Genomic DNA, 26345 nt, shown 5'->3' with positions numbered 1-26345 from the left:
AGGAAAGTTCAGTTCTTGTAGTCGGTATCACTGCGCTCCAACTGCCGAATCAACGCATTCCAATGCCGCGCCACGCCCGGTCCTTCGCCGCTGGCGTTCGCCTTGGCCTGTTGCTCGACCTTCTCCACCACGTCCACTGGGGGGAAAATCAACGCCGCATTCCCCGCTGCCTGGGCTGCGATCTGGATATTGCAGGCCCGCTCCAGTTGCTGCAGTTGCTGAAACGCATGCTCTACGCTAACGCCGGCGGTCAACAACCCATGATTACGCAGGATCATCACACTTTTGTCGCCCAAGTCCGCGACTAATCGCTCGCGCTCGTCCAGGTCGAGGGCAATGCCTTCATAGCCGTGGTACGCCACACGCCCGGAGAAACCAATGGAATGCTGGGAAATCGGCAACAGGCCGTCTTTTTGCGCCGACACCGCAATACCGTCTCGGGTGTGGGTGTGCAGCACCGCTTGCAGGTCGTGGCGTGCGCCGTGGATGGCGCTGTGGATCACATAGCCGGCGTAGTTGATGCCAAGGCCGGTAGGGTCGTCGACGATAGTGCCGTCGAGGTCGACCTTGACCAGGTTGGACGCATTGATTTCATCGAACAACAACCCAAATGCATTGATCAGGAAATGCGCGTCCGGGCCCGGCACGCGAGCGGAGAAGTGGGTGTAGATGTGATCGGTCCACTTGTACAACGCCGCCAGGCGATAGGCGGCGGCCAGTTTGACGCGCACCTCCCATTCTTCCGCAGTGACGCGCTGGCGAACAGGGTTGGAAACGCTGGAAATCGAGGTGACGCTGCTCATGGCAAAACTTCCTGGATGGCCTTAAGGACTTCCAGGCAAGCCTATGGGATGCAAAAAAATAATAAAAAGCACATTTTAATCTAAGCTAATTATTATTATTTTTTATATCAAGCTGCATGCTTGATCGGGTGCAACGAGGCAGCCACTAACTTGCCAAACGCATCCACCGGCCCTTGCAGGTTGCCCAGGAAGTGCGGATAGATCAGCCACAGATCCATCACCGGCTTGAAATCCTTGAGCGGCATCACCGCCAGTTGCTCACGGTGCACACTGCGCTCCAACAACGGGCGTGGTACCAGGCCAAGGCCCAGGCCGTCCGCCACCAACCCCAGTTGTAGCTCAGTGCCAAACGTCTCCAGGTTCACCCGCAATGCCAGCCCCTGATCGGACAAGGTCCGCTGCAACCCCGCGCGGAAACCGCAGCCATCCGGATTGAGAATCCAGCCGTTCTGGTACACATCCGCCAGTTTGCAGGGCTTCTTCGGCAGTTGCGCCTTGGCGCAGACCACCACCAGCTCCATCTTGCCGATCGACTCGCCGACGATGTTGTCCGGGAAGATCTTGCCCGCCGGGAACAGTGCCGCCGCCGCATCCAACTCGCCGCGCTCGATCTTGCCCACCAATTGGCTGCCCCAGCCCGTAGCGACCTGGGCGCGCAGGTCCGGATACTCCGTACGCAGGTGTTTGAGCGCGTCCAGCAGCACCACATCACCTATGGTCTGCGGCACACCCAGGCGCAACAGGCCGGTGGGGGGTGCGTCAGTGGCCACCAGTTCACGCAGGGCGTCCATCTCGCGCAGGATCAACCGGCACTGCTCGTAGACCCGGGTGCCGATCAGCGTAGGCTTGAGAGGTTTGGTATTGCGGTCGAATAGCTCCACCCCCAGCGCCTGCTCGAAGTTCTGCACCCGGCGAGTGATAGCCGGCTGGGTCAGCTGCAACGACTCGGCGGCATGGCTGATGGACTGGCAACGAATCACTTCGACAAAGGCATCGATATCGTCAATTTTCATTTGGGCCGCACATAGAGAACAGTCATTAAGATGTGTGGGAAGCATAGTTGCAGGAACGAAGTCTGGATAGCCCGCGCTGTGATCGATAACGTCTTACACTATTCAGATCGGTTCTAAATTACCTTCGGCTATAAGCTAATCATTAAAAAATAGCATATTAACAATAAACATTATGCTTAGATAAACCCATCATTACCGACCACACGATGGAATTGTCATGACCCAGGCCCGACACCCCGAGAGACTTAGAGCCTTCATAGGCGCCCTGGCGGAATTGATCGACGGCAATCCACGCGAGGGCGACCTGCTGCACCGTGGCGGCAAGTTGCTGGCGCAACTGGTCAGCCATGATGACTGGCTCCCCGATGAGTTCGCCCAACCCGATCCCGAGCGCTATCAACAATTCCTGCTGCATGCCGACTCGCGCCAGCGCTTCAGCATCGTCAGTTTTGTCTGGGGACCAGGACAAAGCACGCCGATCCACGACCACCGGGTATGGGGATTGATCGGGATGCTGCGCGGCTCGGAGTTCTCCCAAGGGTTCGAACGCGCCCCCGATGGCAGCCTGATTGCCGATGGCAAGCCGGTCCGGTTGGTGCCGGGCCAAGTCGAGGCTGTGTCGCCCAAGGTCGGTGACATTCACCAGGTGAGCAACGCCCACAGCGACCAGGTGTCGATCAGCATCCACGTGTACGGCGCCAATATCGGTGCGGTGCGCCGCGCGGTGTACCAGCCCGACGGCAGCGAGAAACTGTTTATCTCCGGTTATTCCAACGCCTTCCTCCCGAATATCTGGGATTTGTCCAAAGAAAAGAGCCCTGCCCTATGACCCCCGTATCGACCCGCAGCTTTGCGCAGATTCGCCAGGCCCTGTTGGACCGTGAAGAAGTCGCCCTGGTCGACGTGCGCGAAGAAGCGCCGTTCGCCGAATCCCATCCGTTGTTTGCCGCGAACATTCCGCTGTCGAAACTGGAACTGGAGGTGTATTCACGCATCCCGCGGCGCGATACCGAGGTCACCGTCTACGACAACGGCGAAGGCCTGGCTGTCCGTGCTGCCGAGCGCCTGGGCGAGTTGGGCTACACCCGGGTCAGCCTGCTGGAAGGTGGGTTGGACGGTTGGCGCAACGCCGGTGGCGAGCTGTTCATCGACGTAAACGTGCCGAGCAAGGCATTTGGCGAACTGGTGGAGAGCGAACGACACACGCCGTCACTGGCCGCCGAAGAAGTGCAGGCCCTGCTCGACAGCCAGGCCGATGTGGTGGTGCTCGACGCGCGGCGCTTTGACGAATACCAGACCATGAGCATTCCCACCGGCATCAGCGTGCCCGGTGCCGAGTTAGTGTTGCGCGCCCGCGAACTGGCGCCGGACCCGGCCACCCGCATCATCGTTAACTGCGCCGGGCGCACCCGCAGCATTATCGGCACCCAGTCGCTGATCAATGCCGGCGTGGCCAACCCCGTCTCGGCGCTGCGCAACGGCACCATTGGCTGGACACTGGCCGGGCAGACGCTCGCACACGGCCAGTCGCGCCGCTTTGCGCCGACCGCGGAAGAGCACCGCCAGCTCGCCGCTACCGATGCGCGTCGGGTTGCCGACAAGGCTCGCGTCGGCCGTGCCACTCTGGCCGATCTGCACGCCTGGCAGCGGGAGCAGAAACGTACGACGTACCTGTTCGACGTACGTACTCCGGAAGAATTTGACGCCGGGCATCTGCAGGGCGCGCGCTCCACGCCAGGCGGTCAGTTGGTGCAGGAAACCGACCACGTCGCCAGCGTGCGTGGCGCACGGTTGGTGTTGGCGGATGACGACGGCGTGCGCGCAAACATGTCCGCCTCCTGGCTGGCCCAACTGGGTTGGGAAGTGTACGTGCTGGATAACCTGCAGCCCGCGCAATTCAGCGAGAAAGGCGCCTGGGTCGCACCAGTGCCGGCACCGCCCCAGGCCGAACTGATCAGCCCCCATACCCTCGCCGAATGGCAGGCCCATGGCGACACCGTGGTACTGGACTTCACTGCCAGCGCCAACTACGTGAAGCGCCACGTCCCCGGTGCCTGGTGGGCCCTGCGCGCACAACTGCCCCAGGCCCTGGCCAAGGTGCCCACCGCCCAACGCTATGTGCTGACGTGTGGCAGCAGCCAACTGGCGCGCCTGGCGGTAGCTGAAGTCGAAGCCATCACCGGCAAGCCCGTGTTCCTGCTGCAAGGCGGCACCGCCGGCTGGATCGACGCGCAACTGCCACTCGAAGAAGGTGAAACTCACCTGGCCTCACCGCGCATCGACCGCTACCGCCGTCCGTACGAAGGCACCGACAATCCCAAGGAAGCCATGCAGGCGTATCTGGATTGGGAATTCGGCCTGGTCGACCAACTGGCCCGCGACGGCACCCATGGTTTCTATGTGATCTGAAATCCCCCAAGCTGCCTGCACCCACACGCGGCGCAGGCTTTAATCCGGATGCCCGCGTTTTCGTTGACGGTTTTCGCGAGCAAGCTCGCTCCTACAGGGCGTCGCCATGACATCAACGCGTCCCCTTTTACCGGGCGTGGGCGACGACTATGCATGCTTGCTGAACGAACGGGGCGACACCCATTATCGGGGCCTGTAGGGCAACCTGACCCTGACCCGAATCACACCAAAAAAATACGGTTAGAGAATAATATTCTTCCACTTAATCATTTATTTTCATAATTACAATATAACCAAAAAGAACTTCACAGCCAGTTTTTATAGGCATAACGTTAACCCATGCACCGACCCCTTCTCCAGGCGGAGGTAAACGAACCTTTTCTTGATCTGCCTGGAGCCTGCATTCCATGGTCTTTACCACCCCCTTCAAGCGCCTGCTCCTGGGCACCGCACTCGCCTTCGGCCTGATCGGCAGCAGCCACGCCGCCGACCTGCAACCGCTGCGCGTAGCCAATCAGAAATCCACCATCAAGGCGCTGCTGGAAGCTTCCGGCGAATCGGAAAACGTGCCCTACGACATTCGCTGGGCGGAGTTCCCCTCCGCCTCACCCCTGGGCGAAGCCTTGAATGCCGGGGCCGTAGACATCGGCGCCCTTGGTGATGCGCCCTACGTGTTCGCCCTGGGTGCCGGTGCGTCGCTCAAGGTGGTCAGCATCATTCACGCTGAGGGGCGTAACACCACCGCCCTGGTGGTCCCCAGGAACTCACCGATCAAGACCGTCGCCGACCTCAAGGGCAAGAAGATCGTCACCGGGCGCGGCTCCATCGGCCATTACCTGGCGATCAAGGCCCTGGCCACCGCCGGCTTGACCACCCAGGATGTGCAGTTCATTTTCCTGCTACCAAGCGAATCGCGCCTGGTGCTGGATAACGGTACTGCCGACGCCTGGGCCACCTGGGACCCGTACACCACGGTGGTCACCTCGCAAAGCCAGGCCCGCGTGCTGATCAGTGGCAACAAGCTGTTGAGCAATCACCTGTACCTCGCGGCCACCCGCCAAGCCATCGCCGACAAGCGCCCGCAACTGGATGACTTTGTCGCCCGCGTCGACCGCGCTTATGCCTGGGCCAACGTGCACCCTCATGAATACGCGGCCGCCCAGGCCAAGATCACCGGCCTGCCGCTGGATGTGCATGTCGAAGTGGCCAAGGACACCCACCTGACACCGGTCGCCATCGACGATGCGGTTATCAGCGGCCTGCAAACAACCGCTGACACCTACCAAAAAGAGGGCCTGTTGCTCAAGCACATCGACGTGTCTCAGGGCTTCGACAAGAGCTTCAACGCCAAGCGTGTCCCCCTTTCCCAAGCATCGCGCTAAATAGGAGCAGAACATGAGCGAGCCACGGCATTTGAAACTGGATGCGCCGTTCCCGGAACTCGGTGACCTGGGTTCCAACAGCCAGAAAGGCGGCTCCGACCGCTACAGCGTCGCCGCCGAGGTGGAAGCGCAGCAGCAGGCGCTGGCATGAGCCAATCCTCGCACCCTGCCCTACGCTCCGTGGAAGTCGCCCACTTCGAAGCCCTGCTCGAACGCCTCACCGTCGAGCTGGCCAGCACCGCGCACCTCTACGACGAGAGCGGCGCCTTTCCCCACGCCAACTTCCAGTTGCTGCACCAACATGGCCTGGTCGCCCTCACCGTGCCCAAGGCTTTTGGCGGCGGCGGTGCCAGCCTGCTCCAGGCGCGCAAGGCCATCAGTGCGATCGCCAAGGGCGAACCGTCCACGGCGCTGATCCTGGTGATGCAGTACTTGCAACACACGCGCCTGCAAGACAGCAAGACCTGGCCCGCCCACCTGCGCACGCAAGTGGCCGAAGACGCCGTGCGCAACGGCGCCTTGATCAACGCCCTGCGTGTCGAACCTGACCTTGGCACCCCGGCCCGCGGCGGTCTGCCGGCGACCACCGCGATACGCACCGCCGAGGGCTGGCGCATCAGCGGCCGCAAGGTCTACTCCACCGGCAGCCACGGCCTGAGCTGGCTCAGCGTGTGGGGCCGCAGTGATGATGCCGACCCACTGGTGGGCGCCTGGTTGGTGCCCAAAGACAGTCCCGGCGTGACCATCATCGACACGTGGGACCACCTGGGCATGCGGGCTACGTGCAGCCATGAAGTGGTGCTCGACAACGTGTTGGTGCCGCTGGACCATGCCGTCAGCGTCAGCCCGTGGAGCGCGCCGACGCCGGAGCTGGATGGCGAAGGCTTGCTGTGGATGTCGGTGTTGCTGTCCTCGGTATACGACGCCGTGGCCCAGGCTGCGCGGGACTGGCTGGTGAACTGGTTGGAAGCGCGTACGCCGTCCAACCTTGGTGCTGCGCTGTCGACCTTGCCGCGGTTCCAGGAAACCGTCGGCCATATCGACACCCTGCTGTTCGCCAACCGCAGCCTGCTTGACGCTGCCGCCGAAGGTCACACGCCAGCCGCCAACGCGGCGCAGTTGAAATACCTGGTGACCCACAACGCCATCCGCGCCGTGGAGCTGGCCATCGAAGCCTCGGGCAACCCCGGCCTGTCGCGCCATAGTCCGTTGCAACGGCATTACCGCGACGTGCTGTGCAGCCGCGTACACACCCCACAGAACGACGCCGTATTGCAAGGCATCGGCAAAGCCGTCTTCGTCCAACGCCAGAAGGAACGTACGTGAGCCCGGTGAGCCAGATCGCGCGGGGCGGGTTGCTGAATCACGAGGCGTTGCGGGATGGGCATCCTTTGTATACCCACCCGAGCGTGAGGTTGTCGCCGCGTACGTCGGCGATTTCCACCAACAGCCGCAATGAGATCTGGAGCGGTATGCGGCGAGCTCCGAACTGGCGAATCTCGCCAACGCCTAACGCGGTAAAAATCTAGGATTATTTGATGCGGTAGTGGAAGGTGTTGCGCACCGCCGGCACCGCTACTGCCTTGCCGTCCACCACTCTCGGTTGGTAGCGGAAGGTATTCGCCGCCGCCAGGGAAGGCCGCATGAACAGTGGGTGGCAGCCGTCCAGCACCCTGGGGTTTTCCACGCGGCCCAGGGTGTTGACGGTGTACTCCACCGAACAATCGCCTTCAATGTTCTTGTCCAGGGCACGCTCCGGATAGTCCGGCGCCTCCTTGCTCAAGGGTTGGTACTGGCGGCTGTCGAATGCCGGCGCAGCGGCCGGGGCTGCAGGGCGTGCGCGTTCAGCGGCGAGGCGCTCCTGGGCCAGACGCTGCTGCTCCAGCTCGCGGTTGCGTTGTTCAGCGGCCTGGCGTTGCTGTTGCTGTTGCTGTTGCTGTTGCTGTTGCTGTTGCTGCTCCAGCTTCCTTTCCTCAACCCGCTTGCGCGCCAACGCGGCTTTTTCCAGTTTTTGTGCCTGGACCTGTGGATCAACGACCGGTTTCGCCGGCACGGGAACCACGACAGGCTCCGGCGCAGGCGCTGCGACCGCCGCCGGCTCAGGCACTGGCACTGGCGCTGGCGGCATTATCACCAACTGGGTATGCATCACCCTTGGCGCTTCCAGCGTGGGTGCTTCCGTCGACCAACCCAGCATCAGCGCCGCCAGCACCCCCACATGCAGCGCCACCGCGAGGCTGGCCGCCAAGCTGTTTCTCCAGAGCCCGGAAAACGCCGGGGGCGCCATCGTCAGCAGCGGACTGTGCATGATCATCGCCGTCATTGCGGGGCCTCGGTCACCAGCCCCAGGTTGCTTACACCACCCTTCTGCAACACCGCCATGGCCGCCACGACCTTGCCGTATCCGGCGTTGTCATCGGCGCGGATGTACACCTGGGTGTCGCTGCGCGCCGCCACCACCTGCGTGACTTTGGCGCCCATTTCATCCAGGGTCACGGCGCTGTCGGTCTGGTGCGTGGTGTCGAGTTCGCCGCCCAGGTTCCAGTAGTAGCCGCCGTCAGCCTTGACCGACAGCGTGAGGATCTGCTGGCGCGTGTCGCTCGCCAGTGCCTCGGCGGCGACCTTGGGCAGCTCGATTTTCACGCCCTGGGTCAACATCGGGGCGGTGACCATGAAGATCACCAGCAGCACCAGCATCACGTCGATGTAAGGCACCACGTTCATCTCCGCCTTGGGCCCGTGCTTGCGTTGTGGCCTGGTCAACATCGGTTTGCTCCTTGTTCAGGCGGCCACGGCCAGGTTGATCGGCGTACCGCGCAGGGTGCGGTGCAGACGCACTTGCAGTTCGTTACCGAAGGCGTAGTAGCGGGTCAGCAAGGTCTGCCCACGTGCCGCGAAACGGTTGTAGGCGATCACCGCCGGGATGGCCGCGAACAGGCCGATGGCAGTGGCGATCAATGCCTCGGCGATGCCCGGCGCTACCGTCGACAACGTGGCCTGTTGCACCTGGGACAAACCGATAAAGGAATTCATGATGCCCCACACCGTGCCGAACAAGCCGATGTAGGGGCTGACCGAACCCACAGTCGCGAGGAATTGCAGACCCTTTTCCAGCTCGATTTCCTGCTCGGTGATCGCCACCTGCAGCGCGCGCTCGACACCTTCCAGCACCGCCGGGTCGTGGCCCTGCAGGTGCTGATATTCCTGCACCCCCGCGATAAAGATCGGCGCAACGCCACCCTCGCCCGCCTGCACGGTTTCGCGGTACAGCGGCTGCAAGTCAGGCGCAGCCCGAAAGCGCAGCACAAAACCTTTCAACTGCCGCTCCAGGCGTCGCAGGACACTGGCGCGCTGGATGATCAGGTACCAACTGAGCAAGGACGCCAGCAGCAATGTGACCATCACTGCCTTGACCAACAGGCTGGCGTCACTGATCAAGCCCCAGATCGTCATATGTTCCATCGTCGCGTGCATGGTTAAGCTCCTATTCGATTAAAAAGTGATGACCGGGTGATGACGCCTACGGCAATTTCAACGCGCGGGTCACGTCGGCCCAGGGCACGAACTTGAAGTTCTGGGTCTGTTCGGGCATGCGCTTGCGCCCGTCCTGCACCACCAGCAGGCCCTTGCTCCAGGGGCCGCCAAGGTTGATGGCAGTGACTTCCAGGCCGTCGGTTTCGGAAGCGCCATCGATCCCTGCCGCCGCATTCAGGCCGACGCGAAAGGCACCGTGCATTGCGAACGGTGGCTCGGCATCCAGCACCAGGTAGCTGTCATTGCCCTGGCTGGAGATCACCAGGTAGTCGCGTTCATCGCTCTGGTACAACGCCAGGCCCTCGACATCCGCATGCAGCTGCGGGCCGACCTTGATCACGCTGGTGAGCGTGGCCGGTTGGTCGGCACGCGCATCCACCGCCCAGACGCCGACGTCTTCTTCACCGATGAACAAACGCTGGCGCTGGTCGTCGGCCACACAGCCCTCGGGTTGGCTGTCGACGTTGAACTGGCGCACCAACTCGCCCTGCACCCGGCCGTCCGGTGCACTCAGGCGGTATTGGAGGAAGGTGCCGTCCTTGCCGTTGGCAATCGCGTAGATCTCACCGCTGGCGGGCTGGAACAGGCAAATGCCATAGATTTCCTTGAGTGGCGTCGGCACTTCACCGGCTTCGCGCAGTTCGCCGCTGCGACGGTCGATGCTGAACAGGCTCAGGCTGTTGTGATCACGATTGCTGGCCACGGCCAGGTCGACGGTCTGCGCCCCGAGCTTGAAGTTGGGGCGCACGTCAACGTTATTCAGGCGACCGACCGCAAGCTCCTGCAACAGCTTGCCGTCGAGGTCATAGGCCAGCAGGCCGTGTTTTTTGTTGGTACCGAGCACGCGGCTGCGGGCCGGTTGTTCGGGGTGAATCCAGATTGCGGGATCATCCGCCGCATCGCCCTGGCGACCGACCGGGTCGGTCTGGCGCAGAGCGGCGACTTCCGGCAATACCGACTCGGTGGCCACAGGCTTGGGCTGCCAGTCGAGTTGGCCTTGGTAGAGCCGACCGGTGTCGTCATCGCGCACCAGCACTTGCTGGCCGTTGACGCTCAGTTGCTCCGGTTCTTTCAGGCCCGGCAGCGTCAGGCTGCCCTGTTCCACCCAACGCTCGCCGGTGTGCTGAAACAGATGCAGTTGGGCAGTCTTCGGGTCCAGCGTCACCAGCCCACCCGGCACCAACGCCATGGCGCCAGCCTCGCGTTTGGGAGCGTCAAACAGCGCCACCGGCGTGCGTTTCACCTCCGCCTCCGGGTGCGCCGGGTAGGCCCACCAGCCGACGTTTTCTTCATTGACCAGCAACTGCTGGGTCGCGTCATCCACCTGGCAGAACTGTGCCGACGGCGGCAGTGGCAAACCACGCACGCGCTGAGGCTCGCCTGACAGCGTCGAACCATTGCCCACCAGCCATTGTTCACCCTTGCCCTCGTCTCCCACCAGGAACACAAACAGGTTGGCGGCTGCGTCGCGGAACAGGCACAGGCCATTGACCGGGTAGTCGCGAGTCGGCAGGTACAGCGGTTTGCCGAAGGTTTTAGCCGAGGCATCGAGGTTCACCAACAGCGCTTGCTGGCGGTCGTTGTCGAGGCTGGCAACCAGCACCTGGTTGCCAGCGATGCGGGTGTCAAGGCTGCTGAAATTACCGTTGAAGCGGACCAGTTCGGCACCTTTGCCGTCGAGCAGTTGCAGGCCGTTGCGGGTACCGGCGGCCAGGCGCTCAGTGCGGCCCGGCAGGAAAGTCACCGCGTCAGCATTCAGGCTTGGCGCCCAAGGGGTCAGCGCCAGGTCGGCGGCCATGACCGGCGAGCACGCGGCCAACACCATCATCACGTAGAGCTTGGACATTCTCATGAACAATCAAAATCCTTGTCGTGCAGGAGCGAACTCGCTCGCGCCTACAGTGGAAAAAAGGCGAGTTAGAAGTGGGTGAACGTCAGGCCCAGCTTGTAGGTCGGGCCGTACTCTTCGTACTGGCCGTTGTAGCTGCGGTGGCCGGTGTAGACGAAGTACGACTCATCGGTAAGGTTCTGGGCCTCGAAGCTGACTTGCAGGTTCTTGGTCAGTGAGTAGCGCGCGCTGAAATCAACGAAGGTCTGGGCGTCGACGTGCAGGTCGTGGGCTTTGTCGTTGATTGAGGCCAGCTCGTAGAGGTAGGCCGATTTGTAGTTGGCCGACAGACGCAGGCTGAGCTTGTCGTCTTCCCAGCCAAGCATCAGGTTGCCGACGGTGTCTGACTGGTTAGGCAGGCTGATGTTGCGTTTGCGATTCGAACCGCTGGCGCTGTCGAAGCCTTCGATGTCGGCGCTGGAACGGCTGAACGTGGTATTGGCACCGATCAGCAGGCCGTTCCACGGTGCAGGCAGCCAATCGAATTTCTGTGAGTAGGCCAGTTCCAGGCCGTAGAGCTTGGCACTGTCACCGTTGGCATAGGTATGCGCCTCGGAAAAGTTGGCCCAGGCCCCGCTGCCGGCCAGGTCGGTGTTGTAGACGAAGTTCTTGATGTCCTTGTAAAACACAAACGCCGAGACGGTGCCGGCGCGGCCCATGAAGTGCTCGATGCCGAGGTCGAGGTTGCTCGATTCCAGGGGCTTGAGGTCCGGGTTGCCGAAGGTGGCCTCGTCATCGTCAATGACAAACCCCGGTGCCAATTGGCCGAAGGTCGGGCGCACCACGGCTTTGGTCCAGGCCGCGCGCACCTGGGTGTTCTTGTCGATCTGGTAGCGCGCATGCAGGCCCGGCAGCCAGTGGTGATAGCGGCGCTTGGTCTCGGTGGGCGTGAACACGCCATCGGTGGCGCCTGTGCCCTTGGCTTCGAACTCGGTACCTTCGTAACGCAGGCCGGCGATGAAGCGCCAGTCGTCGATATCGATAGTGTTCATCAGGTAACCGGCGTTGATGTCTTCACGGAGGGTGAAGTCGTTGACCCGGGATTCAGTCTCGTCATAGAAGTCTGCGGCGTTGAGGCTGCCGATCAGGTGTTTGATGCTGCTGGGGCTGATGCCTGGCCCGTAGTTGCCCAGGCGGTAGTCCACGTTGCCTTTCTGGAATTGGCTGAGGTTGAGCTGGTCGTCGGTAAAACCGAGGGTGTCGAAGTCTTTGTAGACCCAGGCTTCCAGGTCGTTGCCCTTGTTGCGACGGCTGACCTTGCCGCCGAACTTCACCTGGGACGCATAGCCGCTCAGGTCGTAGTCGCGGACCAGGTCCAGGCGCAGGTTTTTCTCGGTGTCCTTGGTGTTCTGTTTTTCCCAGTCGACCTTGTCGAGGGTGAAGTTGCTTGCGTCATAGAAGCCGCTGCCAATGATCGGGCGTGGCTTGTCTTTGTCGTAGAAGCCGCTGTTGGCAAAGTCACCGCCGTCGAACGTGGCGCCGGCGATATGCGCCGGGCTGTCTTCACTGGACTGGCTGTAGCCGGCCTGGCCACTCAGGGTCCACAGGCCGAGCATGCGCTCGCCACCGAACACATAGGACTGGATTTTCTGGGTCTCTTCGCGGTTCTTCAGCTTGCGCTTGGCCTCGGCATCGCCCAGTTCGCCGGCGGCGAGTGGGTCGGCAAATTCGATGCTGGTGGCGTTACGGGTCTCGGTGTCTTTGTAGCTGCTGTAGAGGGTGCGCAGGTAGTAGCTGCTGAGGTCATCGGGCTTGTAATCGAAGTTCAGACCGCCACCGGCACGTTCTCGACTGATGTCGTAGTCGCGCTGTTCGAATTCGTTGAGCTTGGCGCCATGGGTGAAATCCCACGCGCCGCCGGTCTCGACGTTGTCCGAGCCGAAGTCACGCTTCTGCCAACTGAGCGCGGCGGCCACACCGAAGTTGTCGACGCCGTCGCCGAGGCTGAAACGGTTGCTGGCAGCGCCGGAGAATTTCGGGCTGGTCTGGTGGGTGTTCTTGTCGTAGCTGGCTTCGGTGCTCCCGGTGTAGAACAGGCCCTTGTGGTCGAAGGCCGACAGGCTTTGCACATCGACGGTGCCGCCGAGGGAGTTGGCGTCCATGTCCGGGGTGAGGGTCTTGATCACCGACAGCGACTGCACCAGCTCCGAAGGCAGCACATCGAGGGCCACCGCGCGGCGTGCGCTTTCCGGGGCGGGCACCAGGGTGCCGTTGATGGTCACGCTGTTGAGGTCCGGGCCCAGGCCGCGCACGCTGACAAAGCGCCCTTCGCCCTGGTCGCGTTCCACGCTGATACCCGGCAGGCGCTGCGCCGCTTCGGCGACGTTTTCATCCGGCAACTGGGCCACGCCGTCGGCATGCACCACGCTCTTGATGCTGTCGGCGCTGCGTTGCTCCTTGAGCGCCTGATCCATGGCTGCCGCCTGGCCGACCACTTCGACGTGCTCGGTGTTGCTCACTTCGGCCGCCGAAAGCCGCTCGCTGGCAATTGCCAGGGCCAAGGCAGTAAGCGTGAAGCCGACGAGCCCGGTGCGCTTGTACATGCAATCCTCCCCAAGAATCCGTTGGCGCCAGGCAAGAGGCCCGGCAACTGGAAGGGCACGCTAGGGGTGGGGGATGACGGTTCTGTGACAAGGGGTGGCGTGAAGGCCCGTAAACAAGGGCTCTACGCTGGGATTCGATGTGAAATGAGCTGATATGACCTGTGAAGATCAACTGTGGGAGGGGGCTTGCCCTCGATGGCGGTAGGTCAGTCACCTGATTTTCCGCTGACACACCGCTATCGGGGGCAAGCCCCCGCCCCCATTTTTGATTTTCAATGCCTGGACGGATGAGCTGATTCGACCCCTCCCCACCGTCACGCAACCGTCACATCCATCTGCTGTGCTGGCGCCCATCGCTTATTTGCCCAAGGACTCGCGGCCATGTTTTCCGTGCTCAAGCCCCACCGCTGGAAACTCTCCCTGTTGCTGATCGCGGCCAACCTCGGGCTGATCCTGCACCTGGCCTGCGGCGAGTTGAAAAGCTTCAGCGAATGGGTGTGGCTGGATATCGTCGGCGAAGGCGGCTCCGCGCTGTTGGCGTTGGTCTGGCTGGGCCTGGTGCTGAAAAGCCGCCCCGCCGGGCGCGTCACCAACTACCTGGCGCTAGGCCTGTCATGCATCTTTTTCTCCTGGTGGATCGACAGCCTCGACGAATTCATCCGCCTGCCCGACAGCATCACCTGGGACCACTGGCTGGAATCCGGACCAATGCCGGTGGGCATGATCCTGCTGACCATCGGCATCTACCATTGGCACCGCGAGCAACTGGCGATCAGCGCGCAGATGGAAAAGCGCGAGCGGTTGTTTCGCGAGCATCGGCTGTTCGACAAACTCACCCCCTTGGCCGGTGCCGACTACCTCAAGCGCCAGCTGGCCGACAGCCTGCAGGACAGCCACACCCAGCAACAACCCCTGTCGCTGCTGGCTCTGGACCTGGACAACTTCGCCGCCATCAACCAGGCCTACGGGCATGCCGAGGGCGACGCGGTGCTGCAGGCCCTCAGCCATTTGTTGTTGCTCAACCTGCGCCGGCAGGACCTGCTGTGCCGCCTGGCCGGCGATCGGTTTGTGGTGCTGCTGCCCAATACCGGCGAGCGCCAGGCCAAGGCGCTGGCGCTGGAGTTGCAACAGGCAGTGCGCGGCCTGGCCCACAAAACCCGGCTGCACGGTGAACGTCTGCAACTGGCGGCGACCACTGCCGTGGTCATGGCCCTGAACGAGCCGCCCCACGACCTGCTCAAGCGCCTCAACCTGGCCCTGGCCAGGGCCAAGCAGCCCCTGGCGAAAAGCGCCTGAGATGGCCGTCAAAACCAGCTGGTACGAAGCCGACAGCCGCTTTATTCCCGGTCACTACCAACCGGCCACGCTGATCGACCTGGCCCTGTCACGGGACATCGACAGCCATCGCCTGCTGCGCGGCACCGGCTTGTTCCACGAAGACATCCTGGCCGGCACTGCGCGGTTGAGCCCGCAGCAGTTCCTCGGATTGATCGGCAACAGCCGCAAGTTACTGGACGCGGATGACAGCAGTTTTCTGTTTGGCCAACGCCTGTTGCCCGGCTACTACGGCGCCGCCAGCCACGCGTTGGGTCATGCACAGAACCTGCACCAGGCCCTGGACATTCTGATCCAGCAACAGGTGTTGCTCAGCCCGCTGGTCACCCTGCAACTGGAGCTGGATGAGCACCACGCCTACCTGTACTGGCTGGACAGTTGCGGCGCCGGTGAACACTGGCGCTTCCTGCTCGAAGCCAGCATGACCTCACTGGTTGCCATGAGCCAATGGCTCAGCGGCGAGCGCCTGCCGTGGACGGCCAGCTTCAGCCATGCCGAACCGCGTTATGTCGAACAGTATTGGGTGCACCTGGGGGAAGGCACGCGTTTTGAGCGACCGCTGGACATGCTGAGCATCCCCCGCGAACACCTCATCCGCGCGTGGCCGGGCGCCTCGGCCACCGCAGGCCAAGTCGCGCGCCAACACGCCCGCGAGCAGATCGAACAGCTGGGCTTCACCAGCAGTTTTCTTGATTGTCTCTACGACTACCTGCGCGAGCAGGTGCGCCAGCCGCCAAGCCTGGAACAGGCCGCGCATGCCTTCGCCATGAGCCCGGCGACCCTCAAGCGCAAGCTGCATAAACATGCCACCGGCTTTCAGCAGCAGGTTGACCGTGTGCGCAAGCAGGTGGCGCTGCACCTGTATCAGGTCAAGGGTTACAGCAATGACGAAGTGGCGGCGTACCTGAACTTCAACGACGCGGCAAACTTTCGCCGTTCATTCAAGCGCTGGACCGGTAGCACGCCCCACCTGATCCGCCAGCTGTTCAACAGCCGCTAGCCAGGCGTTCACGCAGGAACTCCACCAGTGCCTGCACCGGCCGCGAGCCTTGCCGGTGTTGCGGGTAAACCGCTGACAGGGTCAGGGCCTCGGGGGCGAATTCGTCGAGGACGGTGACCAGGCGGCCATCCTTCAACGCGTCGCCGACGATAAAGGTCGGCAGGTAGGTCACGCCCAGGCCGGCGATGGCCGTGTCGCGCAGCAGGTCGCCGTTGTTCACACGCATGCGCCCGCTGACGTTCAGCGCCTGCACCTTGCCCTTGAAGCGCCATTGCACCTGGCGACCATGGCCGTAGGGCAGGCAATCGTGTTCGGCGAGGTCGTCGGGTTTATGCGGCGTACCGCGCAGGGCCAGGTAGTCGGGGCTGGCGCAGTACACCCGGGGAATGCTGGCGATGCGACGGGCAATCAAGGTGGAGTCTTCCAGGGTGCCGATGCGCAGCACCAGGTCGTAGCCTTCGCCGATCAGGTCCACGGGGCGGTCGCTCAAGTCCACCTCCACCGCCACCTGGGGATAGCGCCGCAGGAACAGCGGCAACAGGCAACCCAGGTGGGCCATGGCAAACGACAAGGGCGCGCTCAGGCGAATGGTACCGCGGGGTTCGCTGTTCTGGCCGGCGATGCCCTGCTCCACCTGCTCGACTTCACTGAGCAGGCGCAAGGCGGACTCGTAGTAGCTCTGGCCGAGTGGCGTGACGTCCAGCCGGCGCGTGGAACGGTTGAGCAGGCGTACGCCCAGGCGGTCTTCCAGTTGGATCAGGCGGCGGCTGACGAACTGCTTGGACAGCCCCAATTGCTCGGCGGCGGCGGTGAAACTGCCGGACTCCATGACCTGGCAGAACAGGCGCATGTCTTCGAAGGGGTTCATTGTCGCTTCTCGGTGGACATTTGCGGTTTTTATAGCGGTTTAGTGGGCACGCCACAAACCAAAATAGGGAAACACGAACAAATGTGGGAGGGGGCCTGCTCCCGAATGCAGTGGGTCAGTCACAGATGCTGGGACTGACACACTGCATTCGGGAGCAAGCCCCCTCCCACAGGGAATTACCTACATCCTTGAAGGCTAGTTACTTGGCAGTGAACGCCGAGTAGCTGTTCATCAGGTTGCGGTAGTTGGGAATGCGCGGCGACAGCAGGTTGGCCAGGCCTTCCATGTCGTTGCGCCAGTCCACTTGCAGCTCGCAGGCCACGGCGAACCAGTTCACCAGTTGCGCACCGGCGGCCGTCATGCGCGCCCAGGCAGCTTGTTGCACGGTTTCGTTGAAGGTACCGGAGGCATCGGTGACCACGAACACCTCAAAGCCTTCATCGAGGGCACACAGGGTCGGGAAAGCGACGCACACATCCGTCACCACGCCGGCAATGATGATCTGCTTGCGGCCGGTCGCCTTGACCGCCTTGACGAAATCTTCGTTGTCCCAGGCGTTGATCTGGCCAGGGCGGGCGATGTACGGGGCGTCCGGGAACAGGGCTTTGAGCTCTGGAACCAGTGGACCGTTGGGACCGCTTTCAAAACTGGTGGTCAGGATGGTCGGCAGGTTGAAGAATTTGGCGACGTCAGCCAACGCCAGCACGTTGTTCTTGAATTCGTTCGGGGAGAAGTCCTGTACCAGAGAAATCAGGCCGGTCTGGTGATCGACCAACAGGACCACGGCGTCATCTTTGTTCAAGCGCGAGTAAGGCATGGGGTAACTCCTTTAGGGATGTATGGAATTCAGAAGGCAAAGCACGAGCAGCCAAACGCCCCCCAGAAACCCTGGAAGTCGCTGACCGGCACACTGGAAAGGCGCGCCTTTTCATGGCTATGGGAATGCACGCCGCACGGGCCGCTGCATTGGTGCACCTGAGCCTGCAAGGGCGAGCTTGGGCGCCAGTGCCCTGGCACCTTGACCACCGGCGACCAATCCGGCAGCACCGGAACGCGCGGCGGTGCGTAATCTTCGAAGTCACCGGCGCCGTAGACCACCTTGCCACCGACCACGGTCAGTACCGACTCGATCCACTTGATGGCCTCTTCGTCGACGCTGAAGAAGTCCGCCGACAGTGCCGCCACGTCGGCCAACTGCCCGACCTTGATCTGGCCCTTCTTGCCCTGCTCGGACGAGAACCAGGCGCTGCCATGGGTGAACAGCTCCAACGCGGTGAGGCGCGGCAGGCCCTCGGCGTGCAGTTCCAGGCCACCGACGGTGCGGCCGCTGACCATCCAGTACAACGAAGTCCACGGGTTGTAGCTCGACACCCGCGTGGCATCAGTGCCCGCCCCGACCGGCACGCCTTCGGCGAGCATGCGCTTGATCGGCGGCGTGGCTTCGGCGGCCTTGGCGCCGTAGCGCTCGACAAAGTACTCGCCCTGGAATGCCATGCGGTCCTGGATCGCGATCCCCCCGCCGAGGGCGCGCACACGCTCGATATTTTTCGGGGTGATGGTTTCGGCGTGGTCGAAGAACCACGGCAAGCCGTTAAACGGGATGTCGCGGTTGACCTTCTCGAACACGTCGAGCATGCGCGAGATGGATTCGTCATAGGTCGCGTGCAGGCGGAACGGCCAGCGCTGCTCCACCAGGTGGCGTACCACCGGCTCCAGCTCCTGCTCCATGCTCAACGGCAAATCCGGGCGTGGCTCAAGGAAGTCTTCAAAGTCCGCCGCCGAGAACACCAGCATCTCGCCCGCGCCGTTGTGGCGCAGGTAGTCATCGCCCTGGTGCAGGGTGACGCTGCCGGTCCACTGCTTGAAGTCGCTGAGTTCTTCCTTGGGCTTCTGGGTGAACAGGTTGTAGGCGATACGCACCGTCAACTGTTCGTCCTTGGCCAGTTGCTCGATCACTGCGTAATCGTCCGGATAATTCTGGAAACCGCCGCCGGCATCAATGGCGCTGGTCAGGCCCAGGCGATTGAGTTCACGCATGAACTGGCGAGTCGAGTTGACCTGGTATTCCAGCGGCAGTTTCGGGCCTTTGGCGAGCGTCGAATACAGGATCATCGCGTTGGGACGGGCCACCAGCATGCCGGTAGGGTTGCCGTGGCTGTCACGCACGATCTCGCCACCCGGCGGGTTTGGCGTGTCCTTGGTGTAGCCGGCCACGCGCAGCGCAGCACGGTTGAGCAAGGCGCGGTCGTACAGGTGCAGCACGAACACCGGCGTATCGGGCGCTGCCTGGTTCAACTCTTCGAGGGTCGGCATGCGTTTTTCGGCGAACTGGAACTCGTTCCACCCCCCCACCACGCGCACCCACTGCGGGGTTGGCGTACGGTCGGCCTGGTCCTTGAGCATACGCAGGGCATCGGCCAGGGACGGCACGCCTTCCCAACGCAGTTCGAGGTTGTAGTTCAAGCCGCCACGGATCAGGTGCAAGTGGGAGTCATTGAGGCCGGGGATGACGGTACGGCCCTTGAGGTCGATGACCTGGGTACCACTGCCGCGCAGGGCCATGGCTTCACCGTCACTGCCCACGGCGACAAAGCGCCCCTCGCGGATGGCGACGGCAGTGGCGCGTGGGTTTTCACGGTCCACAGTGTGGAACTGGCCATTGAACAGAATCAGATCGGCGTTCATAGGGTTTCCTTTACAGAGGCTTCAAGCCAGGGAGCGAACAGGCGGGTGGCCGCCGGCATCAACAGGTAGACCACCAGCACAACGATAGTCACGGTGACCAGGAACGTGGCGACCACGTAGTTGGACAGGAACGGGTGCAGGCGCAATACCGGGCCCCACACGATGGGTACCAGCAGGGTCAGCGGCAGGATGACGCACAAGGTGACCACCGCCTGTTTCCAACGCGGCGGCTTGGCGGCGTTTTCAGATTCGGGGTTGAACCAGAATTCGTTAACCGCGCCGATTTCGGTGTTGTCACCTTCGGCCAGCATCGGAGTGGCTTCGGCGATCAAGGTCTTGCGTTCGGGAGAGTCGAGCCAGGTTTCAAGGTCGTCGGTGGAGCGGTAGCGCAATATGCAGGTGAACAGTGCCAGTTTGCCCTGCTTGCTGCGCACTACGTCGACACCGAGGTGGCCAGGACGGTCGCCGGCGATGCGCACGATGCGGCGTAGCCAGGCTTCGTAGTCGGCTTCATGGCCTTGTTTGATCAGGTGTTTGACGACGAGGGTGACGACTTCGTCGGGGCCGGGTTTTGCTGCTGGGTCCATGGGATGTCCCTCTGCCTTGATGTTTCAGCGATGAGGGGGAGTTTGCCGGGGGTGCGGTGGGGAAAATTGGATGTACGTGCTGTTTGGTGGGGTTGCCCGAGATCACGATCAACAGCCAGATCAAGAGCAGCAAGATATCGGCTGATAGAGGCAGACCCAAATGTGGGAGCGGGCTTGCTCGCGAATGCGGTGGGTCAGTTGATATATCTGTAACTGACCCACCGCATTCGCGAGCAAGCCCGCTCCCACAGTTTTTGACCGAGTTCGACCACACAATACCGGTCGGCTATAAGACTGCCGCGCTTTGGTTTTTGATCTTCGGCGCCCCCGTAAAACACGCTGACCGAACGCAGGCTTTGGAGCGTGCGCAAGGGCGGAACCAATAGCAGTCGTTACCGCAGAAATGGATATGGACTCAAAAGATCAAACCACCCGCGCCATATGCTCCCCAATCCGCGCCCGCAACCAGCGTTCCGCCGGATCATTGTCATGCACCCCACTCCACACCATCGACAACTCCGCCGCGTCGATGGCGAACGGCGGGTCCTCCGCGCGCAAGGCGGTGCCTTCGGTCAACGCACACGCCGCATAATCGGGCACCGTCGCGATAATCTGGGTGCCCGCCAACAGCGCCCGCAATCCGCTGAACTGCGGCACGGCCAACACCACCCGCCGCGCCCGGCCGATGCGCGCAAGGTCCAGGTCAATGTTGCCGCTCAAATCCCCGGAAAACGACACCATCGCATGGGGGCGCTCACAGTAGTCATCCAAGGTCAGCGGTGCAGCACCGTCATCCCCACGCAAGACCTTGCACGGAATGTCCCGCAGTTTCTTGCGCTTGGCATTCGCCGGCAACTCGGTGGTGTAGCTCACCCCTACCGTGATCTCCCCACTGGCCAGCAACGACGACATCAAGAGGTAATTAGCCCGGCGAACCACCACGATTATCCCTGGGGCCTCCTCGCGCAGTTGACTAAGCAGGGGTGGGAACAGGCCAAATTCAGCGTCGTCCGAGAGGCCGATGCGGAACACCGCACAACTGGTAGAAGGGTCGAAATCCTTGGCACGGCTGACGGCGCCGGAAATGGTGTCCATGGCCGGTTGCAACTCCTTGAGTATCGCCACGGCGCGTGGCGTGGGTTCCATGCCCCGCCCGTTACGCAGCAGCAACGGGTCGTCGAACAGATCGCGCAGACGCCCCAAGGCCGCACTCACCGCCGGCTGCCCCATAAAAAGCTTTTCGGCGACACGGGTCAGGTTCTTCTCGAACATCAACGCTTCGAAAATCACCAGCAGGTTCATGTCGACGCGGCGCAGGTCGTTGCGGTTCATAGGGGCATGTCCAAACGGTTGGCAAGCCTACAGATAAGCATGGGAAAAGCGCCCTGCATTGCATGCCTGTGCTGTCTTTTCCAGCTCGGCACCTGGCGAAATTAACAACGATTAACTCGTCAGCCGGATGGTCCGGCAACAAGATGGGCCCCGTCTACACTGCATCCATCCACCGGGAACGCTCCCATCGACTGCGGATATTTGTCATGGCCCGACTCGAGCAATATGCCCCTCGTCTGTCCGCCACCGGAGGCCTGTGCCCTCGGCGCGAGCGCATCGCCAAGCAACTGATCCTGGCCAACCTCGGCGAAAGCCTGGCCATTGCCGACCTGGCCCAGGCCTGCGCGTTGTCACGCAGCCATTTCTCCCGTGCGTTCAAGTGCACCACCGGGTTGTCGCCGCAGGAGTGGATCCGTCAACAGCGCATCCAACGGGCCAAGGAACTGATCACCAGTTCATCCCTGAGCCTGACGCAAATCAGCCTGGAATGCGGGTTTTGCGACCAAGCGCACTTTTGCCATATGTTCACCCGCAGCGAAGGCGTCAATCCCATGACCTGGCGAAATCGCTACTTACGCCATAAGCCTCAAGTGATCGCAGCCTAGTGGTCGGTGCTTACCTGGAATATGCTGGCCGCTCTGTCCTTTTCGAGCATGGCCTTCCATGAGTGACCTCAGCGACCAGGCTGTGCATTTCGGCCCCTATCGCATCCACCCGCGCCAGCGCCTGGTGCTGGAGGCCGGTCGCCCGTTGCGCCTGGGGCGGCGCGCAGTGGAGATCCTGCTGATCCTGCTCGAACAGGCCGGCAATGTCGTGAGCAAGCAGGAATTGATCGCCCGCGTCTGGCCCAAAAGTGTGGTGGAAGACGGCAACCTGCGGGTGCATATGGCGGCGTTGCGCAAGGCCTTGGGCGATGGCCAGGCCGGGCAGCGCTATATCGTGACCGTCGCCCAGCGCGGCTACAGTTTTGTTGCGCCACTGAGCATCGAACCGATGACGCTACCCACCGAGGGCGCCCCGCAAGGCACGTGCCACAACCTGCCGCTGCGCCGTACCCGGATGCTCGGGCGCCAGGCCCTGATCGACAGCCTGGTGCAGCAACTGCCCGAACAGCGCTTTATCACCCTCACCGGCGCCGGCGGGATCGGCAAGACCACTGTCGCGCTGCGGGTGGCGGAACTGCTGATCGGGCATTACCGCGACGGCATACGTTTTCTGGACCTGGCGCCGCTGAGTGCGCCGTCGATGATCTTGCCCAACCTCGCAGCGCTGCTCGACCTCACCCACACTGAGCATGAGCGCCTGGTCGCGTTCGCCCGCAGCCTGCAGGAACGCCAGGTGCTGCTGGTGATCGATAACTGCGAGCACCTGCTGGACGACATCGCCCTGATCAGCGAAACCCTGCTACGCCACGCGCCGAGGCTGCATATCCTGGCGACCAGCCGCGAGGCACTGCGCGCCGAAGGTGAGTACGTGCAGCGCCTGGAGCCCCTGGCCTGCCCGCCGGCCGCCGGCAACCGCGCCCAGGCGTTGGGCTATCCGGCCCTGCAATTGTTGATCGAACGGGCCATGTCCCACCAGGACAGCTTTGAACTGAGCGACGCCGAACTGCCGCTGGCGATCGATATCTGCCAGCGCCTGGACGGCATTCCCCTGGCGATCGAGTTGGTGGCGGCGCAGATCGAACGCTTTGGCTTGCCAGGTCTACTGGTGCAAATGGAGGACAACTTCCGTTTGCTGACCCGCGGTCGGCGCAGTGCCCTGCCCCGCCATCAAACCCTGCGGGCCACGCTGGACTGGAGCTTTGAACTGCTCACGGCCTGCGAGCAGATCTGCCTGCGTCGCCTGGCCGTGTTTCGCGGCGGGTTCAGCCTGGCCAGCGCGGCGGCGGTGATCGCCGGGGGACAGGTCGCACCGACCGAGGTGCTGGTCTCGATCACGCAATTGGTTGCCAAGTCGTTGCTCAATGTAGAAGCCGGTGATGACGAGATGGTCTATCGCCTGCTGGACATCACCCGCACCTACGCCCTGGAAAAGCTTAGCGTTGCCCAAGAGCTGGACGCCACCCGCGACCGCCACGTCGAGCGCTGCCTGGCGCTGATGGAACAGGCGCGCGACGATTGGGAGTCGGTCGCCACTCAAGCCTGGATCGACCGCTATGCACCGCTGCGTGAAGATATCCGCTCGGCCCTCGACTGGGGGCTCGCGCAGGAGGGCGAACACCTGCTGGCGATCCGCTTGACGGTCAGCGCAATGCCACTGTGGCAAGAGTTGTCGTTGCTCAGGGAACACCGCTTGTACGTGGACAAGGCGCTGGCGTTGATGGACCAGGCCGTCTCGCCCTGCCCCCGTTTGACGATGCAACTGCAGTTGGCGCTGGGCAGCCTGTCCTATCACGCCATGGGCGGTGCCCCGCAGACCATTGCCGCGTTTGTCAGTGCACGGCGTTTGGCCGACGCGAGCGAAGATGTCCCAGGGCAATTGCGTGCGGTTTCCGGGCATATGGCGGTGAACCTGTGTGCTGGCCAGTATCGCCAGGCGCTGGCGCACAGTCTGCAGTTCGATCGTCTCGACCCACGCACCGACCCGCAACTGGACATCAGCGCCCAGCGCTTGCGCGTACTGGCCCAGCACTACAACGGCAACCAGGCACTCGCCCGGCACAATGCCGAGCAAGTGATCCAACGCATGACGCACAGTGGCCACCTCAACCGGTTTGCCCACGGCATCGGTGTGCAATACGACCAGAGCGTCGCCTCACTCACGGTGCTGGCGCGAATCCTGTGGTTGCAAGGCTTTCCCGAGCAAGCCTGGCGCACCGCCAGCCAAGCGCTGGGGTTGGCGCAGCAGATCAATCATGGCACCTCAATCTGTTACACCCTGGCCCTGGCGGGCGTGGTCATCGCCCGCTACAACGGTGACGAAGACGCCGCCCAGACCCTGCAGGCTTTGCTGTTGGAACACGCCCACAAGCATTCGGTGCAGTTATTCAAGACCTGGGCAGGCCACTACGCGGGAATCCTCGGGCACAAGGACCTGCAAGGCCTGGGGTTGATCGAGGACATCCTTGTCACGCTGGGTTCCCACGCTGTGGACGCGCCCGGGTTCGACCGTGCCCGCGCCGGCGACGCGGGCTGGTGCACCCCGGAAATCCTGCGGGTACACGCCGAAAGCATGACCGATGCCCGCGCAGCCGAAGCACTGTTGCTGGAGGCCCTGGGCCTGGCGCACCAGCAAGGCGCGCTGGCCTGGGAATTGCGCTGTGCAACGTCACTGGCGGGTGTGTGGCTGTCCCAAGGCCGTCTAGAGGCTGCACGGGACTTGCTGGGCTCGATTTACGCGCGGTTCACTGAAGGTTTTGCCACCCCTGACCTAGTCCGCGTACGCCGCCTGCTCGACGAGTTGCAGGACAAACGGCCGGCCTGAAAACGGCCCCAGGTAATGCCCATAGCCCTGCTGCAAGCGCGCCACCTGCTCCGGGTCACGCAGCTGCGCCAGGGCATAGCTGCGCACGCAGTTGAGCAGGCGGTAGCGCGCAAGGCCCGGGCCAGGTTCAAGGCTTAGCAACGAGGTATCAACCAGGCGCCCCAGCAGGTACGACAGGTCAGCGTGTTCCAATTCAGTCCCGCTGACCAGCTTGCTCAAAGTGGGCAAGGTCACGGCCATCTTGAACAAACTCAACTGCAGGAACAGCCAGCGCTCCGGCAGGCTCAGGCGTTGGTAGGTCCAGTCCAGGGCGGCAGTCAGGGATTGATGGCGTTCCACCGCCGTACGCCGGCCGCGGGTCAGCACCTGCAAGCCTTTGCTCAGTTGCTGCTGCAAGCCGCGCACGCCGAGCGCATCGACCTGGGCGGCGGCCAGTTCAAGGGCCAGTGGGATGCCATCAAGGCGCCGGCAGATATCGCGCATTGGCGCCAGGTCCTGGGGCCGCAGCACAAACCCCTGCTGACCGGCGCTTGCCCGCGCCGCAAACAACTGCACGGCCGGATACGCCATCGCCTGCTCAACACTGCCCAGCGCCGACGGTGCAGGCACTGCCAACCGGGGCACGCGTTGCACCCACTCGCCCGCGACATGCAGGGCTTCACGGCTGCTGACCAGCACGCTGACCTGGGGCGCTTTTTCGCGCAGCACCCGCACCAGGTGCCGGCAGGCGCCCAGCAGCAGGTCGGCGCCATCCAGCACCAGCAAGAGCTGGCGGGAGGCCAATTGATGGCCCAGCTCGGTGGCACTGGCGATGGGCTCCAGGTGCAATGCCGTGGCCAGGTGGCGCAGCATGGCCACCGGCGCCTCGACGGTGGCCAGGTCGACCCACCACACGCCATCCCGGTAGCGCGGCAATACGCGTTCGGCCAACGCCAGGGCCAGGGTGCTCTTGCCGACGCCGGCGCAGCCAGTGAGCGTCATCAACTGCAGCCCGGACAGACGCCGCACCAGTACACCCAGCAATGCCTCGCAGCCCATCACCGCGCTGAGCCGTGCGCTCAGATTGTGGCGGGGCAACGTGGCTGGCAGCCCTTCCTGCAGCTTGACTGCGAAGCAATAGCCACGCTGGGGGTCGTTGAGGATATAGCGCTGCCCATCGAGGGCACGGCGCAGTGCTGCGATGTGCACGCGCAGGTTGTTCTCCTCCACCACGCTGTTCGGCCAGACCCGCTCGATCAACGTCGCCTTGCTGATGAATTGCCCGGGTGTTTCGAGCAGCACCGTGAGGATATCCAGCGCACGTCCCCCCAAGGGCACCGGCCAGCCAGACTTGCTGACCCTCCGCTGTTGCCGGTGAAAGACATAAGCGCCGAAGCGCTGCGTGCCATTAATGTCAATCGCCTGAGGGTTATTCATGCGTGTAAAAGCGCTGAAACGCCCGGCCTTGGGCGTCTGCGCATCCTTTTCCATGGGCCTGACGCTATCTTGCCACCTGGGGATGGCAGGACAATGCTGGCACGGGGAGCGACACGGACATTCG

Annotated in this window: 22 protein-coding genes and 1 pseudogene; 10 read left to right on the top strand and 13 right to left on the bottom strand. The window is 62.8% G+C overall.

From position 1 onward, the window contains the following. Window positions 1-8 precede the first annotated feature (8 nt). Both BMZ57_RS05895 and BMZ57_RS05890 read right to left on the bottom strand, forming a co-directional pair. Complete coding sequence (locus BMZ57_RS05895; protein WP_021492715.1) at window positions 9-803, bottom strand: class II aldolase/adducin family protein; 795 nt, start codon at window positions 801-803, stop codon at window positions 9-11. Window positions 804-910: 107 nt separating this feature from the next. Continuing rightward, on the bottom strand, window positions 911-1816 hold the full coding sequence (locus tag BMZ57_RS05890; protein WP_042572179.1) for a LysR family transcriptional regulator: 906 nt from the start codon (window positions 1814-1816) through the stop codon (window positions 911-913). A gap of 217 nt (window positions 1817-2033) precedes the next feature. Between BMZ57_RS05890 and BMZ57_RS05885 the strand changes: the two genes are divergently transcribed. The 6 genes and pseudogenes from BMZ57_RS05885 to BMZ57_RS30115 all read left to right on the top strand — a co-directional run. After that, window positions 2034-2645, top strand: coding sequence for a cysteine dioxygenase family protein (locus BMZ57_RS05885; protein ID WP_021492716.1), 612 nt, complete (start codon window positions 2034-2036; stop codon window positions 2643-2645). Further along, a complete protein-coding gene (locus BMZ57_RS05880; RefSeq protein WP_069672558.1) occupies window positions 2642-4225 on the top strand; it encodes a rhodanese-related sulfurtransferase in 1584 nt (527 codons plus the stop codon). Before BMZ57_RS05885 ends, BMZ57_RS05880 begins: the two co-directional genes overlap by 4 nt. 407 nt (window positions 4226-4632) lie before the next feature. Then, entirely contained in the window at window positions 4633-5607 is a 975-nt protein-coding gene (locus BMZ57_RS05875) for an ABC transporter substrate-binding protein (RefSeq protein WP_047540966.1), read from the top strand. A 13-nt stretch (window positions 5608-5620) separates the two neighbouring features. Continuing rightward, window positions 5621-5758, top strand: a complete 138-nt coding sequence (locus BMZ57_RS29475; RefSeq protein ID WP_010209731.1) for a hypothetical protein — start codon at window positions 5621-5623, stop codon at window positions 5756-5758. Next, window positions 5755-6933: an acyl-CoA dehydrogenase family protein gene (locus BMZ57_RS05870; protein WP_044287335.1), complete on the top strand. Its 1179-nt coding sequence runs from the start codon at window positions 5755-5757 to the stop codon at window positions 6931-6933. The genes BMZ57_RS29475 and BMZ57_RS05870 overlap by 4 nt, the downstream gene beginning before the upstream one ends. A 14-nt stretch (window positions 6934-6947) precedes the next feature. Beyond that, a pseudogene (locus tag BMZ57_RS30115) lies at window positions 6948-7070 on the top strand (dihydrofolate reductase); the annotation flags it as partial. Window positions 7071-7138: 68 nt separating this feature from the next. On the opposite strand, the gene BMZ57_RS05860 reads toward BMZ57_RS30115, so the two are convergent. The 5 genes from BMZ57_RS05860 to BMZ57_RS05840 all read right to left on the bottom strand — a co-directional run bounded on the left by BMZ57_RS05860 (window position 7139) and on the right by BMZ57_RS05840 (window position 13572). Further along, the gene (locus BMZ57_RS05860) at window positions 7139-7930 is read right to left on the bottom strand and encodes an energy transducer TonB (RefSeq protein ID WP_069672557.1); all 792 of its coding nucleotides are present in this window, start codon (window positions 7928-7930) and stop codon (window positions 7139-7141) included. Beyond that, complete coding sequence (tolR, locus tag BMZ57_RS05855) at window positions 7927-8373, bottom strand: protein TolR (protein WP_021492721.1); 447 nt, start codon at window positions 8371-8373, stop codon at window positions 7927-7929. The genes BMZ57_RS05860 and tolR overlap by 4 nt, the downstream gene beginning before the upstream one ends. Window positions 8374-8388: 15 nt before the next feature. After that, window positions 8389-9081, bottom strand: coding sequence for a protein TolQ (gene tolQ / locus BMZ57_RS05850; protein WP_010209725.1), 693 nt, complete (start codon window positions 9079-9081; stop codon window positions 8389-8391). Window positions 9082-9127: 46 nt separating this feature from the next. Then, window positions 9128-10993 carry a phytase gene (locus BMZ57_RS05845; protein WP_069672556.1) on the bottom strand — a complete coding sequence of 622 codons (1866 nt, stop codon included), beginning with the start codon at window positions 10991-10993 and terminating at the stop codon, window positions 9128-9130. 65 nt (window positions 10994-11058) lie between these two features. Beyond that, window positions 11059-13572, bottom strand: a complete 2514-nt coding sequence (locus BMZ57_RS05840) for a TonB-dependent receptor (protein ID WP_069672555.1) — start codon at window positions 13570-13572, stop codon at window positions 11059-11061. 381 nt (window positions 13573-13953) lie between these two features. On the opposite strand from BMZ57_RS05840, the gene BMZ57_RS05835 reads away from it, so the two are divergent. Further along, window positions 13954-14868 (top strand): GGDEF domain-containing protein, encoded by a 915-nt coding sequence (locus BMZ57_RS05835; protein ID WP_021492724.1) that lies wholly within the window; start codon window positions 13954-13956, stop codon window positions 14866-14868. Between the two features lies 1 nt (window position 14869). Further along, on the top strand, window positions 14870-15907 hold the full coding sequence (locus tag BMZ57_RS05830) for an AraC family transcriptional regulator (RefSeq protein ID WP_010209718.1): 1038 nt from the start codon (window positions 14870-14872) through the stop codon (window positions 15905-15907). On the opposite strand, the gene BMZ57_RS05825 is transcribed toward BMZ57_RS05830, so the two are convergent. The 5 genes from BMZ57_RS05825 to BMZ57_RS05805 all read right to left on the bottom strand — a co-directional run bounded on the left by BMZ57_RS05825 (window position 15894) and on the right by BMZ57_RS05805 (window position 21379). Further along, window positions 15894-16775 carry a LysR family transcriptional regulator gene (locus BMZ57_RS05825; RefSeq protein ID WP_010209717.1) on the bottom strand — a complete coding sequence of 294 codons (882 nt, stop codon included), beginning with the start codon at window positions 16773-16775 and terminating at the stop codon, window positions 15894-15896. The two genes, BMZ57_RS05830 and BMZ57_RS05825, sit on opposite strands and share 14 nt — an antisense overlap. A gap of 199 nt (window positions 16776-16974) precedes the next feature. Next, complete coding sequence (gene ycaC / locus BMZ57_RS05820) at window positions 16975-17592, bottom strand: isochorismate family cysteine hydrolase YcaC (RefSeq protein WP_010209715.1); 618 nt, start codon at window positions 17590-17592, stop codon at window positions 16975-16977. Between the two features lie 29 nt (window positions 17593-17621). Continuing rightward, the gene (locus BMZ57_RS05815) at window positions 17622-19460 is read right to left on the bottom strand and encodes an amidohydrolase (RefSeq protein WP_010209714.1); all 1839 of its coding nucleotides are present in this window, start codon (window positions 19458-19460) and stop codon (window positions 17622-17624) included. Beyond that, window positions 19457-20047, bottom strand: a complete 591-nt coding sequence (locus BMZ57_RS05810; RefSeq protein WP_010209713.1) for an antibiotic biosynthesis monooxygenase — start codon at window positions 20045-20047, stop codon at window positions 19457-19459. Before BMZ57_RS05810 ends, BMZ57_RS05815 begins: the two co-directional genes overlap by 4 nt. A gap of 423 nt (window positions 20048-20470) precedes the next feature. Then, window positions 20471-21379, bottom strand: a complete 909-nt coding sequence (locus tag BMZ57_RS05805; protein ID WP_010209712.1) for a LysR family transcriptional regulator — start codon at window positions 21377-21379, stop codon at window positions 20471-20473. A gap of 206 nt (window positions 21380-21585) precedes the next feature. On the opposite strand from BMZ57_RS05805, the gene BMZ57_RS05800 reads away from it, so the two are divergent. Continuing rightward, the gene (locus BMZ57_RS05800) at window positions 21586-21984 is read left to right on the top strand and encodes a helix-turn-helix domain-containing protein (protein ID WP_010209711.1); all 399 of its coding nucleotides are present in this window, start codon (window positions 21586-21588) and stop codon (window positions 21982-21984) included. 58 nt (window positions 21985-22042) lie between these two features. After that, window positions 22043-24805: an ATP-binding protein gene (locus BMZ57_RS05795; RefSeq protein WP_069672554.1), complete on the top strand. Its 2763-nt coding sequence runs from the start codon at window positions 22043-22045 to the stop codon at window positions 24803-24805. Here the strand turns inward: BMZ57_RS05795 and BMZ57_RS05790 are convergent. Beyond that, window positions 24752-26275 carry an ATP-binding protein gene (locus BMZ57_RS05790; protein WP_069672553.1) on the bottom strand — a complete coding sequence of 508 codons (1524 nt, stop codon included), beginning with the start codon at window positions 26273-26275 and terminating at the stop codon, window positions 24752-24754. The genes BMZ57_RS05795 and BMZ57_RS05790 overlap by 54 nt on opposite strands. Between the last annotated feature and the right edge of the window lie 70 nt (window positions 26276-26345).

It is taken from the genome of Pseudomonas simiae (genome assembly GCF_900111895.1).
Lineage (GTDB): Bacteria > Pseudomonadota > Gammaproteobacteria > Pseudomonadales > Pseudomonadaceae > Aquipseudomonas > Aquipseudomonas simiae.
This window is presented reverse-complemented; position numbering and strand designations above follow the sequence as displayed.